We start from the raw sequence: 16,860 nt of genomic DNA on the forward strand, positions 1-16,860 counted from the left end.
GCGATGCTTCGCCGGCTCCTGGCAGGAGCGGTTCTGGCCACGGCCGTGCCCGGGGCCGGCCTGGGCCTTGGCGCGCACAGCGTTGCGCCGCAGCACCAGGTGCGGCTGCTGGCCGACGAGGGCTGGATCATGGGACCCACCAGCATTCCCGACCCGACGGTCGGGGGCTATATGGAAGCGGTCAAAGCCCTTTTCCTGCAGCCAGATTCGCCGTGGTTCGCCGGGCAGCCGACGTTTGACGGCTACGACTTCGAGGGTTTGATCACCCCCGAGCAGTTCTGTCCGCTGGTGTGCCTGCCGCCGCCGAACCCCTACCTGACGTTCGCCGAGTCGGTGGCTCGGGGCGTCGAGATCCTGCACGCCGCACTCGCCGGTGGCTCCGGTACGGCGGTGTTCGGCTATTCGCAGAGCGCCACCATCGCCACCCAGGAGATGATCAACCTGCTCGCGGCGGGGCTCGGCGATGACGGTGACGCCACCGCCGGCCCGCGCTTCGTGCTGATCGGCAACCCCAACAATCCGCTCGGCGGCGTGTTGACCCGCTTTCCCGCCTATCCGGTGCTCAGCGACCAGCCGGTACACCTGCCCTTCCTGGGTATCCCGTTGAGCATCGGGCCGACCCCGACCAGCGGGTTCGCCACCGTCAGCTACACCGGCGCCTACGACGGTCTGGCCAACTTTCCGCAGGACCCCGCCAACCTGCTGGCCGTTCTCAACGCGCTGATCGGAACGGCGACGGTGCACTTCTCCTACGTCGACGGTGCCAATCTGGCCGACACCGTCGACCTCGGCGCGATCGGTGACACCGACTTCTACCTGATTCCGCAGCAGTTGCCGATCCTGTGGCCGATCTACCAGCTCGGTGACGTCGGCAAGGTGATCGGCGATGCGCTGACGCCGATGCTGAAACTGGTCATCGACTGGGGCTACGGCAATCCGGGCAACCCGTTCGTCGGCGTCAACGGAACTGATGCCGTGGGGCCCTGGGCCGTCACGGCCGGCGGCCAGTTGGCCGACGGGTCGGATGTCGCCGGTTTCGGAATGCGGATGGACCCGCTGCAGATGCTGGCCGGCCTGCAGTACGCGGCAGTACGCACTGTCGTCGACCCGATCAACGACCTGCTGGGCTTCGCCGGGCGTTCCCCGCTGCCGGACTCCTTCGTGGATGCGCTGCTGGGCGGGTACTACCTCACCAACGAGGTGGACGCCTACCTGCTCGATGCATGGCGCGAGCTGGCGGTGTCGCTGAATGTCGCCGACTGGCTGGGTCCGGATGCGGTCTTCAACGGCGAGCCGTTGATCTCGTTGGCGCCGATGCTGGAGATCGGCGCGGTGGCCTTCGAGATCCTTAACCTGCTGGGCGCATGACACGTAGGGTGCCAGGCGTGAATATCTGTGTGGTCGAACACCCGTTGGCGGCGGCGCGATTGACCACGCTGCGCGACGAAGGCAGCGACAACGCGGTGTTCCGTTGTGCGCTGCGGGAACTGACCTGGATGCTGGTCTACGAGGCCACTCGCGACATGGCTCGCGCGGACGTCGCGGTGCGCACCCCGCTGACCGGGACCGTCGGAGCGCGGCTGGCCCGGCCGCCGCTGCTGGTGCCGGTGCTGCGTGCCGGACTGGGCATGGTGGAGGCGGCGCACGCGCTGATCCCCGAAGCCGATGTCGGCTTCGTCGGCGTGGCGCGCGACGAGGACACCCACCTGCCGGTGCCGTATCTGGCCTCGCTGCCCGGCGATCTGAGTGCCACACCGGTCATGGTTCTGGACCCCATGCTGGCCACGGGCGGTTCGCTGGTGCACACGCTGGCGCTGCTGGCTGAGCGGGGCGCCACCGAGATCACGGTGGTCTGCGTGGTGGCGGCACCGCAGGGCGTGGCGGCACTGACCGAAGCGGCACCGGCGGCGCGGCTGATCACCGCGGCCATCGACGACGGGCTGAACGAGAACGCCTATATCGTTCCGGGCCTCGGCGATGCCGGCGACCGCCAGTTCGGGCCGCGGTGAGATCCCCGCCGTCACTCCGGTAACCGGCGGGCGGCTACGTGGTTGTTGCCCGCCTTTGAGCGACAGATGCTCTTGCGTTGGTGGATTCATTCCTCCCGGCAGCCGTTGTCGCTCAAAGGCGGGCAGACATCGCACCCCGTCGGGCCGGTGGCACCTGAGGCGGGTGTGACGGCTGGTGACGAATGGGCCGAATAAGCCGCTACCAGGAACGGACCGCATCGGCGACGGCCGCACACACCTGCTGCGCCTCGTCGCGGTCCCCGGCAAGGTCATCCGAGGGTGGGCGCGTGACCTCGAGGTAGCACTTGAGCTTCGGTTCTGTCCCCGACGGCCGCACCACCACCCGTACCGAAGTGCCGTCGCGTTGCCCGGAGAACTCCAGCGCGTCGGTGGCCGGTCCGCGCCGGTGCAGCAGATCGGTTGCGGTGACGGTGAATCCCGCCAGCGTTCCCGGTGGATCGGCGCGTAGCCGGGCCATCACCGCAGCTGCCGCGGCGGGACTGTCGACCCGGCGCGTCACCGCGCCGGTGACATGCACGCCGTGGCGGCGGGCCAACTCATCGAGTACTTCGGGAATCGAGCTGCCCCGGTCTCGCAGTGCCGACACCAGATCGCACGCCAGGACCGCGGCACTGATGCCGTCCTTGTCGCGCACCGCGTCCGGGTCGACGCAGTAGCCGATCGCCTCCTCGTAGGCGTAGACCAGCGTGGCGCCGGGCAGACCGTCGTCGGCGCGGGCCAGCCACTTGAATCCGGTCAGCGTCTGCACATGACGGGCGCCGTATCGCGCTGCGATGCCGGCCAGCATCCGCGACGACACCACGGTGCTGGCCACCACCGCGCTGGCAGCCCGGACCGCGGGCAGCTGCGACAGGATGTAGTCGCCCAGCAGCCAGCCGGTCTGGTTACCGGTGAGCATTCGCCAGCCTTCCGGGCCGGCGATCCCGACCGCGCATCGATCCGCGTCCGGGTCCAGTGCGATGGCGATGTCGGCGTCGACCTCGCCGGCCAGTGCCAGCAACGCATCGGTGGCGCCGGGCTCCTCCGGGTTGGGGAAGGCCACCGTCGGAAAGTCCGGATCCGGGTCGAACTGGGCCGCAACGACGTGCAGATCGGTGAACCCCGCGGCGCGCAGCGCCGCGAGCGCCACATCGCCGCCCACGCCGTGCAACGCCGTCAATGCCACCCGAACCCCCCCGCGGTGCCGCCGCACCCCGGCGGCTCGCCGGACGTAGTGCGCAACCACGTCCTCGCCGGCCGGCGCGACCGGGCGCCGGGCGATCGCATCGGCAGGGGGAGCGTGTGACATCGCCGTCTCGATCTCGGTGTCGGTGGGCGAAACGATCTGCATGCCGCCGCCGAAGAACACCTTGTAGCCGTTGTCGGTGGCCGGATTGTGCGAAGCCGTGATCTGGATGCCGGCCGCGGCGGCGCAGTGGCGCACCGCGAACGCCACCACCGGTGTGGGGCACGGCCTGGGCAGAAGCAGCACCGAAAAGCCCTGTGCGGCAAGAACCTCAGCTGTCGCCATCGCGAATTCCGCCGAGCCGTGCCGTGCGTCGCCACCGACCACCACTGTGGAACCGGCGCGCCCCTGCGCCACGAGAACCTGGGCCACCGCCCAGCTGGCGCGCAGCACCACGGCGAGGTTCATCGCATCCGGTCCGCCCCGCACCGGCCCGCGCAGCCCGGCGGTGCCGAAGCGCAGCGGTGCCGCGAATCGGGTGGCCAACTCGCCCGGACTGCACGCGCGCAGCTCCGCAGCCGTCGCCGGGTCGGGGTCGTGGGCGATCCAGTCCTCGGGGGTCACCCGTCGATTGTGACAAGCCGTAAGCTGACGGGTGTAACTAATAAGTCAGCTAATTAATTGCTACGCTCCTCCGGATTGCCATCACTTGACAACGGGGGGACCGATGGCCGAATCAGCATCCTTGCGGGCGAGAAGTTCAATTTGCGCGCCGGTGAGTTGGCGAGACACGATGCCGGTAGCCATCGTGGTGGTCGTCGCGGCAGTCGTGCACCTGGCCGTCGCCACCCGCTACGGCTGGCATACCGACGAGTTCTACTACGTCATCTGCGGTCAGCACCCGGCGTGGGGATACTTCGACCACCCGCCACTGGTGCCGCTGCTGGCCCGAGTGGCCGCCCTGGGCGGCTTGTGGGGGCTACGGCTCTTGGCCATTGCGGTGCACCTCGGCTGTATCGTGCTGGCGGCGCGGTTGGCCGCGGAATTCGGTGGGCGCCGACTGGCTCAGGCGGTCACCGCGGCCGCCGTCGCGGCCAGCCCCCTGTTCATGGGTGCCGCGATGTTTTTCGGGACCACCGTGGTCGACCAACTGGTCTGGATCGCGGTGCTGGTGCTGGTGACACGCGCGTTGCGGATCGGCACCGTGCCGGCCTGGGTGGCGGCCGGCGTGGTGGCCGGTATCGGGCTGGAGGCCAAACAGACAGTCGTGCTGCTGCTCATCGGCATCGGGGTCGGCCTAGCGATCTTCCGGCGTGACGCGCTGCGCACGGCGGGGCCCTGGGCGGCCTGCGCGGTGGCGGCGGTGTTGGCGGCTCCGAACCTGATCTGGAACGCGGCCCACGGCTGGCCCAGCCTGACGTTCGCCCACGCCATGTCGGTGCGGATGGGCGGCTCGATGGGGTCACTGTCCCAGATGCCGCTGCTTCTCCTGCTGTACGCCGGTCCGCTGTTGATCGTGCTGTGGCTGGTGGGCATCGGCTGGCTGGCCTCCCCGGCGGGGGCGGATCACCGCTGGGCGCTGGCGGTGCCGGTGGTGGTTTTGGCGTTGGTCATCATCAGCGGTGGGCGCTGCTACTACGTGGGCCCGGTGTTCGCGGTGCTGTTCGCCGCCGGCGCGATGCGGATCGAAGCCAAGAACCCCGACCGGCTGCCGCCGGGCTGGGGAGTTGCGCTGGTCGGTCTGTTCACCGGCGCGGCCATGCTCTGCCTTCCGATGCTGCCCGTCACGACCGCCGATTCGCTGCACAAGGTCAACCCCATTCCCCTGGAGACCTACGGCTGGCCGCAGTTCGTCGACGAGGTGGCGGCCGTCGCGGCGTCGCTGCCCGAGGATGTGCCGATCTTCGCCGGCAACTACGGCGAAGCCTCGGCACTGCGAATCCTCGGGCCGTCGGCGGGCATCAACCGTCCGGTGGTCAGCGGCGACAGCAATTACGCCCTCTGGGGTCCGCCACCCGGCGACGCCGAGACGGTGCTGTGCGTCGGGAAATTCCCGGTCCGCAAGCTCACCCAATATTGGACGAAAGTCACCTATCTGGCGTCGATCACGATCCCTCATCATGTGCACAACGGGTTGCGCGGAGCCAAGATCTACCGGTGCGAGCATCCGGTCGGCACCTGGAAGCAGATGTGGCCGCGGATGCGGCACAGCTCCGGTGTTCCCTACTGACCTGCGGTTGACGGCTTAACCACGCGGTAGAGTGCCTCGATTCGTATCGAGTCCGCCGATGGAGTGCTGGTGAGTCGTCCAAGTGCCCTGCCTGTGCCCCGCACCGGCACGTCCCTGCGGGGTTCAGCGGTCCTGCCGGTGGCCATTGTGGTCGCCGTCGCCGCCGTCGTGCACGGGATGTTCGCCCTGCAGTACGGCTGGCACCCCGACGAGTTCTACTACGTGGTCTGTGGCCAGCACCCGGCGTGGGGGTACTTCGACCATCCGCCGCTGGTGCCGATGCTGGCTCGAGTGGCGTCGCTGGGCGGCCTGCCGGGCCTGCGCGTGTTGGCCATAGCGATCCACCTCGGCTGCATCGTGCTGGCGGCACTGTTGGCCGCGGAGTTCGGGGGGCGGCGGGTGGCGCAGGTGATCACTGCCGCCGCGGTCGCATCGAGCCCGCTGTTCATGGGTGCGGCCATGTTCTTCGGCACCACCGTTGCCGACCAGCTGATCTGGATCGCCGTGCTGCTGCTCGTGACACGGGCCTTGCGGATCAACACCGTGCCGGCCTGGCTGGCGGCCGGGGCGGTTGCCGGCATCGGACTGGAGACCAAGCACACGGTCGCGCTCCTGCTGATCGGAGTCGGGCTGGGCCTGCTGATCTTTCGGCGGGACGCGCTGCGCACCGCGGGACCGTGGCTCGCCGTCGCCGTGGCGGTTGTTTTCGCACTGCCGAACCTGATCTGGAACGCGCGTCATGGCTGGCCGAGCCTGCAGTTTGCGCACGCCATGTCGGTTCGGGTGGGCGGGCCGGCCGGCTCGCTGACACAATTGCCGCTGTTGCTGCTGCTCTACGCCGGCCCCCTGCTGGTGTTGCTCTGGGTGATCGGAGCCCGATGGCTGGCGGCCCCCGAAAGCCGGCAGTTCCGCTGGATACTTGTGGTTCCGGTGGTGGTGCTGCTGCTGTGCATCGTCAGTGGCGGGCGCTGCTACTACGCGGGACCGGTGCTGGCGGCCCTGTTCGCCGCCGGTGCGGTCCGCATCGAATCCCAGGATCCCCAGCGCATACCCCGCGGCTGGGCGGTCGCCCTTGTCGGGCTGTTCGCGGGAGCTGTGGTGTTCTGCCTGCCGGTACTGCCCCCGGTGCAGGCCACGGCCCTGCGACAGATCAACCCCATCCCGATGGAGACCTACGGCTGGCCGGAATTCGTCGACCAGGTGGCGGCTGCCGCGGCGTCGCTGCCCGACGACGTGCCGATCTTCACCAGCAACTACGGGGAGGCTTCAGCGCTGAGAATCCTGGGCCCGGCGGCCGGCATCGACCGTCAGGTGGTCAGCGGCGACAGCAGCTATTCCGCATGGGGACCACCGGCGGGCGATGCCACCACCGTGCTGTGCGTCGGACGGTTCGCCGTACCTAGGCTGACCCAGTACTGGGCACACGTCACCTATCTGGACTCGATCCGGTTCCCCGTCGGAGTTCGCAACGGGGAAAGCTCGGCGAAGATCTACCTGTGTGAGCTGCCGCGGGGCAGTTGGGCTGCGATGTGGCCGCGGATGCGCCACAGCTCCGGTGTCGCCTACTGATCTGCCGGAGACGGTAAGCGGCTGATCACCTCGGCCAGAAGCGCGCCCATGCGGGCCGCCGATTCCCGGCCGGCGGCCAGCACCTCGGCATGGCTGAGCGGTTCGCCGGTGATTCCGGCTGCCAGGTTGGTCACCAACGACACCCCGAGGATCTGCGCGCCCGCGGCGCGGGCGGCGATCGCCTCGTGCACGGTGGACATGCCCACCAGGTCGGCGCCCAGGGTGCGCAGCATCCGGATCTCGGCGGGGGTCTCGTACTGCGGACCGGCCATCCCCGCGTAGACACCCTCGGCCAGGTCGGGGTCGACCTGGTGGGCCAGCGCGCGCAGCGCCGGGGTGTAGGCATCGACCATGTCGACGAAGTGCGCTCCCACCAATGGGGAGCGGCCGGTCATGTTCAGATGGTCGCTGATCAGCACCGGCTGGCCGACGTCGTAGCTGGTCCGCAGGCCGCCGGCGGCGTTGGTCAGCACCACCGTGTTCGCCCCGGCCGCGACGGCGGCGCGGACCGGGCGGACGACGTCGGCCAGCGAATGCCCCTCGTAGGCGTGGATCCGGCCGACCAGCACCAACACCCGGTGGGCTCCGATGCGCATCGACACCAGTTCGCCGGTGTGGCCCGCCGCCGTCGGCGCACTGAACCCGGGCAGGTCGGCCATCGGCAGGCTCGCGGTCGCCGTGCCCAGCGCTGCCACCGCGGGCGCCCAGCCGGAACCGAGCACCACGGCAACGTCGTGCGTCGCGACTCCGGTGCGCGCAGCTACGACCGCTGCCGCCTGAGTTGCCAGCGGTACCGTCACGGGCGCTCAGTTTAGTAGCGCGCGGCGGTGGGATACTGCCTGAATGCCTCCAGCTTCCGTCTCGCACGCCGTCGAGGCGTGGCTGGCCGCCCACGCCGACGACGTGGTGGCGTGGCGCCGGCACCTGCACCGCCACCCGGAGCTGAGCCGGCAGGAGTTCGCGACCACCCAGTTCATCGGCGAACTGCTGGCCGGAGCCGGCCTCAACCCCAAGGTGCTCCCCAGTGGAACCGGACTGACGTGCGACTTCGGTCCCGAGGACGGGCCTCGTCTGGCGTTGCGGGCCGACATCGACGCCTTACCGATGACCGAGCAGACCGGGGCGCCGTACGCCTCGCTGGTGCCCGGGGTGGCGCATGCCTGCGGTCACGACGCCCACACCGCCATTCTGCTGGGTGCGGGCCTGGCGCTGGCCTCGGCCGCGGAGTTGCCGGTGGGGGTCCGGCTGGTCTTCCAGGCCGCTGAAGAGCTGATGCCGGGCGGGGCGATCGACGCGATCGCCGCCGGCGTGCTGAGCGGCGTCAGCCGGATCTTCGCGCTGCACTGCGACCCGCGGCTGCAGGCCGGCCGGGTGGCGACCATTCCCGGGCCGATCACCTCGGCCGCCGACACCGTCGAGATCACCGTGAGCGGTCCGGGCGGGCACACCTCCAGACCACACCTGACCGCCGACCTGGTCTACGGGCTGGGCACGCTGATCACCGGACTTCCCGGGGTGCTGTCGCGGCGCATCGACCCGCGCAACAGCACCGTGATGGTGTGGGGTGCGGTCAATTCCGGCGTGGCCGCCAACGCCATCCCGCAGTCGGGTCGCCTGGCCGGTACGGTGCGCACCGCCAGCCGGGAAACCTGGGTGGCCATGGAGGGCATCGTCGAGGAGGCGGTGGCCTCCCTGCTGGAGCCGTTGAACATCGAGCACACGCTGATCTACCACCGTGGCGTGCCGCCGGTGGTCAACGAAGCGGTGTCGACGCGGATGCTGACCCATGCGATCGAGGCGGTCGGGCCCGAGGTACTGGCCGAGACCCAGCAGTCCGGCGGCGGGGAGGACTTCTCCTGGTATCTGGAGCAGGTGCCCGGGGCCATGGGCCGACTCGGGGTGTGGTCGGGCAGCGGACCGCAGCTGGATCTGCACCAGCCGACGTTCGATCTCGACGAGCGGGCCCTGGCGCTGGGGGTGCGGGTGATGGCCGGCGTGGTCGACCAGGCCGGTCTGCTGTAGCGGCGTGACGGCCCGGCTGGCGACTACGAACCGGGGCCGATGTTGCGGGCCGGTCGGGTCAGCAGGTCGCGCACGTATTCCTCTGGGGCGCCGGCGATCTGGGCCGCCTCGGCCACCACGCCCAGGTAACGCGCGGACGGCAGCCCGCGCTCCCAGGCGTCCACCACGTACAGCCAGGCCAGCACCGGGGCCGGTTCGCTGTCGGCCGGGTCGGCGGTGATCCCGTCCACTCGGTCCACCCGGAGCCGGATCTTCTTGTGGATACCGAATTCCGAGCCTTCCCAGCTGTCCATGTTCTTCTCATCTTCGGGAGTCACGTCGTAGAGCACGACGAAAACACTCGAGTCCGGGTCCTCGACCACGGTCGCCAGGGCGCCCTCCCAGCCGATGTCCTCGCCGGCGAACGTCAACCGCCAGCCGCGCAACCAGCCGGTGCCGGTCATCGGGGAGTGCGGCGCTCGTTGCAGCATCTGTTCGGGATGCATGTTCGACCCGTAGGCGGCGTAGAGCGGCACGGCAGAAATCTTAAACGCCGCGCTCCAGATAGGTTAGTCGCTGTGACTACTCCCTCGACACGCATCGTGATTATCGGCGGCGGGCCGGCGGGTTACGAGGCGGCGCTGGTCGCGGCGGCCAAGGGTCCCGAAGCGGTATCGGTGACGGTGGTCGACTCCGACGGCCTCGGCGGTGCCTGCGTGTTGTGGGACTGTGTGCCGTCCAAGACGTTCATCGCCTCGTCCGGGGTGCGTACCGAGCTCCGGAGGGCTCCGCACCTGGGTTTCGACATCCACTTCACCGACGCCCAGATCGAGCTGAACCAGATTCACGAGCGGGTGAAGTCGCTGGCCGCGGCGCAGTCCGCCGACATCCGCACCCAACTGCTCAACTCCGGTGTGGAGGTCATCGCCGGCCGCGGCGAGCTGATCGACGCCGAGCCGGGTCGGGCGCAGCATCGCATCCGGGTGACCGAGCCGGATGAGCACGGCGGTTCAGCGAGCCGGGTGCTGGACGCCGACGTCGTGCTGATCGCCACCGGCGCCAGCCCCCGGATCGTGCCCGGCGCGGAGCCGGACGGCGAACGGATCCTGACCTGGCGGCAGCTCTACGACCTGCGCACCCTGCCCGAGCACCTGGTGGTGGTGGGTTCCGGGGTCACCGGCGCGGAGTTCGCCAACGCCTACACCGAACTCGGCGTCAAGGTGACGGTGGTGGCCAGCCGCGACCGCGTGCTGCCGCACGAGGATCCCGATGCGGCCCGGGTGCTGGAGCGCGTGTTCGCCGAACGCGGCGTCACCCTGGTCAAGAATGCCCGCGCCGCCTCGGTGACCCGCGACGGCGACGGGGTGCTGGTCACCATGACCGACGGTCGAACGGTGGCCGGCAGCCATGCGCTGATGACGGTCGGTTCGGTGCCCAACACCGGTGGGCTGGGCTTGGAGCGGGTGGGGATCACCCTGGCTGCCGGCGACTATCTGCAGGTGGACCGGGTGTCGCGGACATCGGTGCCCGGGATCTACGCGGCCGGCGACTGCACCGGGCTGCTGCCGCTGGCCTCGGTGGCCGCCATGCAGGGCCGGATCGCGATGTATCACGCGCTGGGCGAGGCGGTGGCGCCGATCCGGCTGCGCACGGTGGCGGCCGCGGTGTTCACCCGGCCCGAGATCGCCGCGGTGGGGGTGCCGCAATCCCAGATCGATGACGGCACCGTGCCCGCCCGCACCGTGATGCTGCCGTTGCAGACCAACGCGCGGGCGAAGATGAGCCGGATGCGTTACGGGTTTCTCAAGCTGTTCTGCCGGCCGGCCACCGGCACGGTCATCGGCGGCGTGGTGGTCGCCCCGATCGCCTCGGAACTGATCCTGCCGATCGCGCTGGCGGTGCAGAACCGGATCACCGTGTCCGATCTGGCGCAGACGCTGGCGGTGTATCCGTCGTTGTCGGGGTCGCTCACCGAAGCGGCCCGGCGGCTGATGACCCATGACGACCTCGACTGAGCGGTGGTGCTCCAGCGCGCGTCACGGCTCGTCCGCGCCGGCGGCCACGTAGCCTGACATACGTGAGCACGCTGGGACCGGACCAACGAGCACGAGCCTGGGAACGACTGGGCAGTGAGCAGTTCGACGTAGTGGTGATCGGCGGCGGTGTGGTGGGCACCGGTTGCGCGCTCGACGCCGCCACCCGCGGCCTGAAGGTGGCGCTGGTCGAGGCGCGCGACTTCGCCGCCGGGACCTCGAGCCGAAGCTCGAAGATGTTCCACGGCGGTCTGCGCTACCTCGAGCAGCTGGAGTTCGGCTTGGTGCGCGAGGCACTGCACGAGCGCGAGCTTTCGCTGACCACCCTGGCGCCGCACCTGGTCAAGCCGCTGCCGTTTCTGTATCCGCTGACCCGGCGGTGGTGGGAGCGGCCGTACGTGGCCAGCGGGATCTTCCTCTACGACCAATTGGGCGGTGCGAAATCAGTTCCCGCCCAACGTCATCTGACTCGTGCGGGCGCGTTGCGCCTGTGTCCGGGGTTGAAGCGCAGTGCGTTGATCGGCGGTATCCGCTACTACGACACCGTTGTCGACGATGCCCGCCACACCCTGACCGTGGCGCGCACCGCGGCGCACTACGGGGCGGTCATCCGCACCTCCAGCCAAGTCGTGGCGCTGCTGCGCGAAGGCGACCGGGTGACCGGGGTGCGGGTCCGCGATTCCGAGGACGGCGCCCTCACCGAGGTCCACGGGCACGTCGTGGTCAACGCCACCGGGGTGTGGACCGATGAGATCCAGGCGCTGTCGCGCCAGCGCGGCCGTTTCCACGTCCGGGCCTCCAAGGGCGTGCACATCGTGGTGCCGCGGGACCGGATCGTCTCGGAAGCGGCGATCATCCTGCGGACCGAGAAGTCGGTGCTGTTCGTGATCCCCTGGGGCACCCACTGGATCATCGGCACCACCGACACGGACTGGAATCTGGATCTGGCCCACCCCGCGGCCACCAAGGCCGACATCGACTATCTGCTGACCCACGTCAACACCGCGCTGGCCACCCCGCTCACCCACGCCGACATCGAGGGCGTGTACGCGGGCCTGCGGCCACTGCTGGCCGGGGAGAGCGACGACACCTCGAAGTTGTCCCGGGAGCATGCGGTGGCCGTTCCCGCGCCGGGCCTGGTGGCCATTGCCGGCGGCAAGTACACCACCTACCGGGTGATGGCGGCCGACGCGATCGACGCCGCCGCCGAGTTCATCCCGACCCGGGTGGCGCCGTCGATCACCGAGAAGGTGCCGCTGCTGGGCGCCGACGGCTATTTCGCGTTGGTCAATCAGGCCGAGCACGTCGGTGCCAGACAAGGCCTGCATCCCTACCGGGTCCGGCACCTGCTCGACCGTTACGGCGCGCTGATCCATGAGGTGCTGGCGGTTGCCGACGAGCAGCCGGAGCTGCTGGACCCGATCGCCGAGGCGCCCACCTACCTCAAAGTGGAGGTTGCCTACGCGGCCCTGGCCGAGGGTGCCCTGCATCTGGAAGACGTGCTGGCCCGGCGGACCCGGATCTCCATCGAGTACGCCCACCGCGGGGTGAACTGCGCACGCGAGGTCGCCGAGGTGATGGCCGCGGTGCTCGGTTGGGACGACGCCGACGTGGAGCAGGAGGTGGCCAATTACGCCGCCCGGGTGGAGGCCGAAATCCTGTCCCAGGAGCAGCCGGACGACGCCTCGGCGGATGCGCTGCGGGCCAGCGCGCCCGAGGCCCGGGCCGAAATCCTGGAGCCGATTCCGCTTCCCTGAACGCGATGCCATTACTTGAGGTATTCCGGCCGCGCTGAATCCATCCATTTAGGCCGTTATCAGCATTCACTTGTGTTTGACACACCTTCCCGACAGGGCTACCTTCCCCACATGAGCTGGATCACACGGGGGGTCCGGGCGCGGGGAAGGGGCAGCTCATGTGGGGTGGGACGGGGGTGTGGAGCTCTCGGGAGCTCTCCGTACGAGTTGGCGCGGCGATGGCCGCGACGGCCGTGGCGGCGGCCGGGCTGTTCGGTCTCGCCGGGGGCGGATCGCCGATCTTCCCCGGGGCCGCTTCGGCGGCGCAGCAACGCCTGGCGCTGACGGCCTACCCGACGTTCACCGAGAGCCTGCAGTCGCTGCTGGACGCGCTGTCCCTCGGTGATCTCGACCAGGTGCTGGCCGCGTTCGGCGAGGTGCCCGGGACGAGCACCCCGCTGAGCGTGAATACGGATGTGGCCGACGTGCTGGCGGCTTTCAACCCCGACGGAACCACCTTGGCCGCGCTTGCCGACATCTTCGACATATCGCTGAGTCAGCCGCTCTACAGTGCCAACCCCGCCATCCCGTCAGTGCTGGGCACCGGCAGTCTGTTCGTGGTGGACGGTGTGCCGATCGGCAACCTCGAGCTCGGCGAGCTGATCGACGTCGTCCTCGGCGAGGGTGCCGGCGAGCACTCGCTGACCGACCTGGCCGCCGCGGTGGGCTTGGGGCCGTTGCTCGGCCAATACGCGGGCTGGATCAACGCGTTCGGCCTGGAGAACCTGAACTACGTGAACTGCGGGATCGGCGGGATCGTGTGCAGCAGTCCGGACCTGACCGTCAACAGCTCGCTGGTGGACTGGCTGACCGCGTTCGTCACCGTGCCCACCACCGACGTCACCAAGCATGTCGCGGCCATTTTCGGCCCCGGCACCACCACGGTCCTGGCGGGAAGCGGCTACACCCTGGGGGAGTACCTGCACATCCTGCCCGTCAGCGCCACCAACAGCACCACCATGGACAACGCGTCCCTGGCGCTGCTCTTCGGCCTCAACCCCGCCCAGACCTGGGATCAGTTCCTGGCCGAGCTCCCGTTCGGGGGCACGCTGCTCGATCCGTCCGGCGAGACCTGGGGTGAGCAGAGCCTGGGCACCTTCCTGGCCAGCTTCCTGCGGGAGGACAGCGCGCTGGCGATCGCCGGCGACACCGCCGTCACCGACTTCCTGGTAGCCCTGGGCCTGCTGGCGGCCTAGCGGCCGGTGCAAGCCGGAAGAGGCCGGCCGCCCCGTCGTGGACTGGTAGCGCACCGGGGTGCGCCCGGCCATTGTTGCGATAAACCCGAGTTGACCAGCCATGCATTTTGCTCCAAAACAGAATGATCCGGGTATTTTTCTCGATGTATTACATACCTATTGCCTGAAAACAATGGATGTTAACGCGTAGCGAGCTTGGGGGAGTGATGGGTGCCATCCGGCAGTGGCAGCGTATTTAAAAAACCTGAATGTAATTTCGTGACGACCGTACGTTCGCCGGGTCGGCTGACTGCGCAGCGACCGACCTGCTGTCGCGGTTCACTGTTCTGAACTGGGAGTTAGCTGTACGTTGGCCAAGGCGCAGGCCAAACCGGTCCCCGTGAAGACGTTGACACCAGACTGAGGTCATATTAAGTTAATGCCGATGTGAGAATCGCATCAGCGCAATGCTCGATCTTAGAAGGGGGACCTATTCATGTCTACATATTCCACTGTTGCCGCGCCGCCGGGGCCGCGCGGCTTTGCGGTGAAAGCCGGCGCATTGATGGCGGGTACCGCATTTGCCGGGGCGGCGCTTCTCGGCGGCACCGCTGTCGCTCCGGCGATCTCGGCGGGAATTTCGGCATCGGCACAACACGAGGTCATGCTGACCGCCACCTACCCGACGTTCGCCGAGAGCCTGCAGAGCCTGCTCGACGCAATCGAACTGGGCAACATGGGTCAGGTCCTGGGGATCTTCGGCGACGACATCGACACGGCGACCACCCTCGCGGTGCTGCTCGCCGCACTCAACCCCGACGACATGTCCCTGGACACGGCCACCTTGGGGATGCTGTCCGCCGACATCACCGCGCTGCTCGACGACGTCGACTTCGGTGGTAACCCGCTGGGGTCGATCCCGATCACCAGCCTGCTCGGCGGCTTCATCGGTGGTGACGGTGCTGCCACCGAACTCGGCACGCTGCTGGGCTACGTGGGACTGGGCGAGTTCGCCGGCCTGCTGAACATCCCGTTCACCGACCTCTCGCCGGAGACGACGGTCGCAGAGTTGCTGGAGGCCCTGCTGGGCATCGACGCGACGACCTCGCTCAATGACCTGCTGGACCAGAACGGCATGGAGGACGCCACCATCGGCGGCCTGTTGGGTATCAGCCCCGAACAGCTCGCGGCCGGCTGGGACTCCTTCGTGAGCAGCATGGTCGTCGGCGGCACGCTCGCCGACCCCGACGGCATCGGCGTATTGGGCGATCAGACGCTGGGATCTCTGCTGACCGCCTTGCTGGGCACCGGCGCCGATCCGGTGACCGACCTCACCACGCTGACCGACTTCCTGGGCGATCTGGGCCTGTTCGAGATGCTCGGCCTCGGCTGAACTCCGGCCGCGTTAAGCCCCATCGGCCACGACCCCCGACGGTCGTGGCCGATGTGGTGGGCGCGGCTCCCGTCCCGCCGCGGCGGCCGTGTGCGCCTGGGAGCCGGCAGCTGGGTCGGCGATAGGCTGCCGGTGATGAGCCGCCGACGCCGCGCCCCGCTCCCGGTGCGCGAGGGCTTGGGGCCGGCACGGTTGCGCCTGCACGGCGGGCCGGTGGAGGCCGAACTGCGCGCCCGGTTCGGCGCGGCAACGGCGGCGAAGGTCGCCGCCGGGGAAGTGGTGACCGCGGACGGATCACTGGTGGATGCCACGACCGCGCTGCCCGCCGGGTCTCACATCTTCCTGTACCGGGACCTGCCCGAGGAGGTGCCGGTACCTTTCGGCATTCCGGTGCTCTACCGCGACGCAGACCTGGTGGTCGTCGACAAGCCGCACTTTCTGGCCACCATGCCCCGCGGCAGTCATGTGGCACAGACCGCCCTGGTCCGGTTGCGCCGCGACCTGGACTTACCGGAGCTCAGTCCAGCCCATCGGCTGGACCGCCTGACCGCCGGCGTGCTGCTGTTCACCACACGCGCCGAGCTGCGCGGCCCGTATCAGACCCTGTTCGCCCGCGGGGCGGTGCGCAAGCAATACCTGGCGCGATCCGGCGCCGAGCCGATGGGGCCGTTTCCGCGGCTGGTGCGCAGCCGGATCGTCAAGCGCCGCGGTCAGCTCCAAGCCCGCGAAGAACCCGGTGAACCGAACGCCGAAACGCTGGTCGAGTCACTGGACGACGGCCGCTACCGGCTCACCCCGCGCACCGGACGCACCCACCAGTTGCGGGTGCATATGGCCGCACTCGGACTGCCGATCACCGGTGATCCGTTGTATCCGCAGATTCGCGAGGTCGCTGCCGGCGACTTCTCGCAACCGTTGCAACTGCTGGCCCAGCGGCTGGAGTTCGACGACCCGTTCACCGGGCGACCACGGATCTTCGTCAGCGAACGCGACCTTGCTGCCGACTGATCCGGGTTTCGGCCCGGGCCGTCCTGGGTACAGGAAGGCACGACCAGAGCAGAGGGGAGTCTGATTCCGATGGCATACAGCAAGATGACGGTCGCGGTGCTCGGCAGCGCGATCGCGCTGGCGGCCGCGGGTTGCAACGGCGCCAAGGAAGAGGGGCCGACCAGCACCACGACCACGACCACGATGACGACCACCATGACTGAGATGACAACCGAACCGATGCCCGGAGGGCCGGGATCCGAACACCCCGGTGAGCCCGGCGGCCCCGGTGGTGGCGGGGAGATTCCGGGTGGCCCGACCGGTGGTGGTGGGCCCGGTGGGGGCGGTGGCCAGATTCCCGGCGGCCCGACCGGCTGGGGCGGGCCCGGTGGCGGCGGCGGCTGCCTGCCCGGCGTGGGTTGCGGCGGCTGGCCGTGACCCCGGCGGCGCAGCCGATCCGGCGCTGACAAGCGGACTCAAC

14 protein-coding genes are annotated in these 16,860 nt (G+C 69.3%); 11 read left to right on the forward strand and 3 right to left on the reverse strand.

From position 1 onward, the window contains the following. Positions 1–3 precede the first annotated feature (3 nt). Positions 4–1,368: a PE-PPE domain-containing protein gene (locus AWC02_RS06300; RefSeq protein WP_085127925.1), complete on the forward strand. Its 1,365-nt coding sequence runs from the start codon at positions 4–6 to the stop codon at positions 1,366–1,368. Beyond that, positions 1,365–2,009 carry a uracil phosphoribosyltransferase gene (gene upp, locus AWC02_RS06305; RefSeq protein ID WP_419179207.1) on the forward strand — a complete coding sequence of 215 codons (645 nt, stop codon included), beginning with the start codon at positions 1,365–1,367 and terminating at the stop codon, positions 2,007–2,009. The genes AWC02_RS06300 and upp overlap by 4 nt, the downstream gene beginning before the upstream one ends. A gap of 199 nt (positions 2,010–2,208) precedes the next feature. Here the strand turns inward: upp and AWC02_RS06310 are convergent, their stop codons facing one another. Then, on the reverse strand, positions 2,209–3,819 hold the full coding sequence (locus tag AWC02_RS06310) for a phospho-sugar mutase (RefSeq protein ID WP_085127927.1): 1,611 nt from the start codon (positions 3,817–3,819) through the stop codon (positions 2,209–2,211). A 169-nt stretch (positions 3,820–3,988) separates the two neighbouring features. On the opposite strand from AWC02_RS06310, the gene AWC02_RS06315 reads away from it, so the two are divergent. Both AWC02_RS06315 and AWC02_RS06320 read left to right on the forward strand, forming a co-directional pair. Further along, positions 3,989–5,425 (forward strand): ArnT family glycosyltransferase, encoded by a 1,437-nt coding sequence (locus AWC02_RS06315; RefSeq protein WP_207568006.1) that lies wholly within the window; start codon positions 3,989–3,991, stop codon positions 5,423–5,425. 69 nt (positions 5,426–5,494) lie between these two features. Next, positions 5,495–6,994, forward strand: coding sequence for a glycosyltransferase family 39 protein (locus AWC02_RS06320; RefSeq protein WP_237160345.1), 1,500 nt, complete (start codon positions 5,495–5,497; stop codon positions 6,992–6,994). Here AWC02_RS06320 and AWC02_RS06325 read toward each other — a convergent pair. Further along, complete coding sequence (locus tag AWC02_RS06325) at positions 6,988–7,794, reverse strand: purine-nucleoside phosphorylase (protein WP_085127929.1); 807 nt, start codon at positions 7,792–7,794, stop codon at positions 6,988–6,990. The genes AWC02_RS06320 and AWC02_RS06325 overlap by 7 nt on opposite strands. 43 nt (positions 7,795–7,837) lie before the next feature. Here AWC02_RS06325 and AWC02_RS06330 point away from each other — a divergent pair, with 43 nt between their 5' ends. Then, the gene (locus AWC02_RS06330; RefSeq protein ID WP_085127930.1) at positions 7,838–9,016 is read left to right on the forward strand and encodes an amidohydrolase; all 1,179 of its coding nucleotides are present in this window, start codon (positions 7,838–7,840) and stop codon (positions 9,014–9,016) included. A gap of 23 nt (positions 9,017–9,039) precedes the next feature. Here AWC02_RS06330 and AWC02_RS06335 read toward each other — a convergent pair whose 3' ends face one another. Beyond that, on the reverse strand, positions 9,040–9,531 hold the full coding sequence (locus AWC02_RS06335) for a gamma-glutamylcyclotransferase family protein (protein WP_085127931.1): 492 nt from the start codon (positions 9,529–9,531) through the stop codon (positions 9,040–9,042). Between the two features lie 42 nt (positions 9,532–9,573). Between AWC02_RS06335 and AWC02_RS06340 the strand changes: the two genes are divergently transcribed. The 6 genes from AWC02_RS06340 (at position 9,574) to AWC02_RS21855 (ending at position 16,817) form a co-directional block, all read left to right on the forward strand. Beyond that, positions 9,574–11,010: an NAD(P)H-quinone dehydrogenase gene (locus AWC02_RS06340; protein ID WP_085127932.1), complete on the forward strand. Its 1,437-nt coding sequence runs from the start codon at positions 9,574–9,576 to the stop codon at positions 11,008–11,010. Positions 11,011–11,072: 62 nt separating this feature from the next. Beyond that, positions 11,073–12,785: a glycerol-3-phosphate dehydrogenase/oxidase gene (locus tag AWC02_RS06345; protein ID WP_085127933.1), complete on the forward strand. Its 1,713-nt coding sequence runs from the start codon at positions 11,073–11,075 to the stop codon at positions 12,783–12,785. A gap of 218 nt (positions 12,786–13,003) precedes the next feature. After that, positions 13,004–14,020 carry a hypothetical protein gene (locus AWC02_RS06350; RefSeq protein WP_085127934.1) on the forward strand — a complete coding sequence of 339 codons (1,017 nt, stop codon included), beginning with the start codon at positions 13,004–13,006 and terminating at the stop codon, positions 14,018–14,020. A 475-nt stretch (positions 14,021–14,495) separates the two neighbouring features. Then, on the forward strand, positions 14,496–15,392 hold the full coding sequence (locus tag AWC02_RS06355) for a hypothetical protein (RefSeq protein ID WP_133055607.1): 897 nt from the start codon (positions 14,496–14,498) through the stop codon (positions 15,390–15,392). 135 nt (positions 15,393–15,527) lie between these two features. Beyond that, positions 15,528–16,400 (forward strand): pseudouridine synthase, encoded by an 873-nt coding sequence (locus AWC02_RS06360; protein WP_085128077.1) that lies wholly within the window; start codon positions 15,528–15,530, stop codon positions 16,398–16,400. Between the two features lie 69 nt (positions 16,401–16,469). Next, positions 16,470–16,817: a hypothetical protein gene (locus tag AWC02_RS21855; RefSeq protein ID WP_165757855.1), complete on the forward strand. Its 348-nt coding sequence runs from the start codon at positions 16,470–16,472 to the stop codon at positions 16,815–16,817. Positions 16,818–16,860 lie beyond the last annotated feature (43 nt).

It is taken from the genome of Mycolicibacter engbaekii, assembly GCF_002101585.1.
Taxonomy (GTDB): Bacteria; Actinomycetota; Actinomycetes; order Mycobacteriales; family Mycobacteriaceae; genus Mycobacterium; species Mycobacterium engbaekii.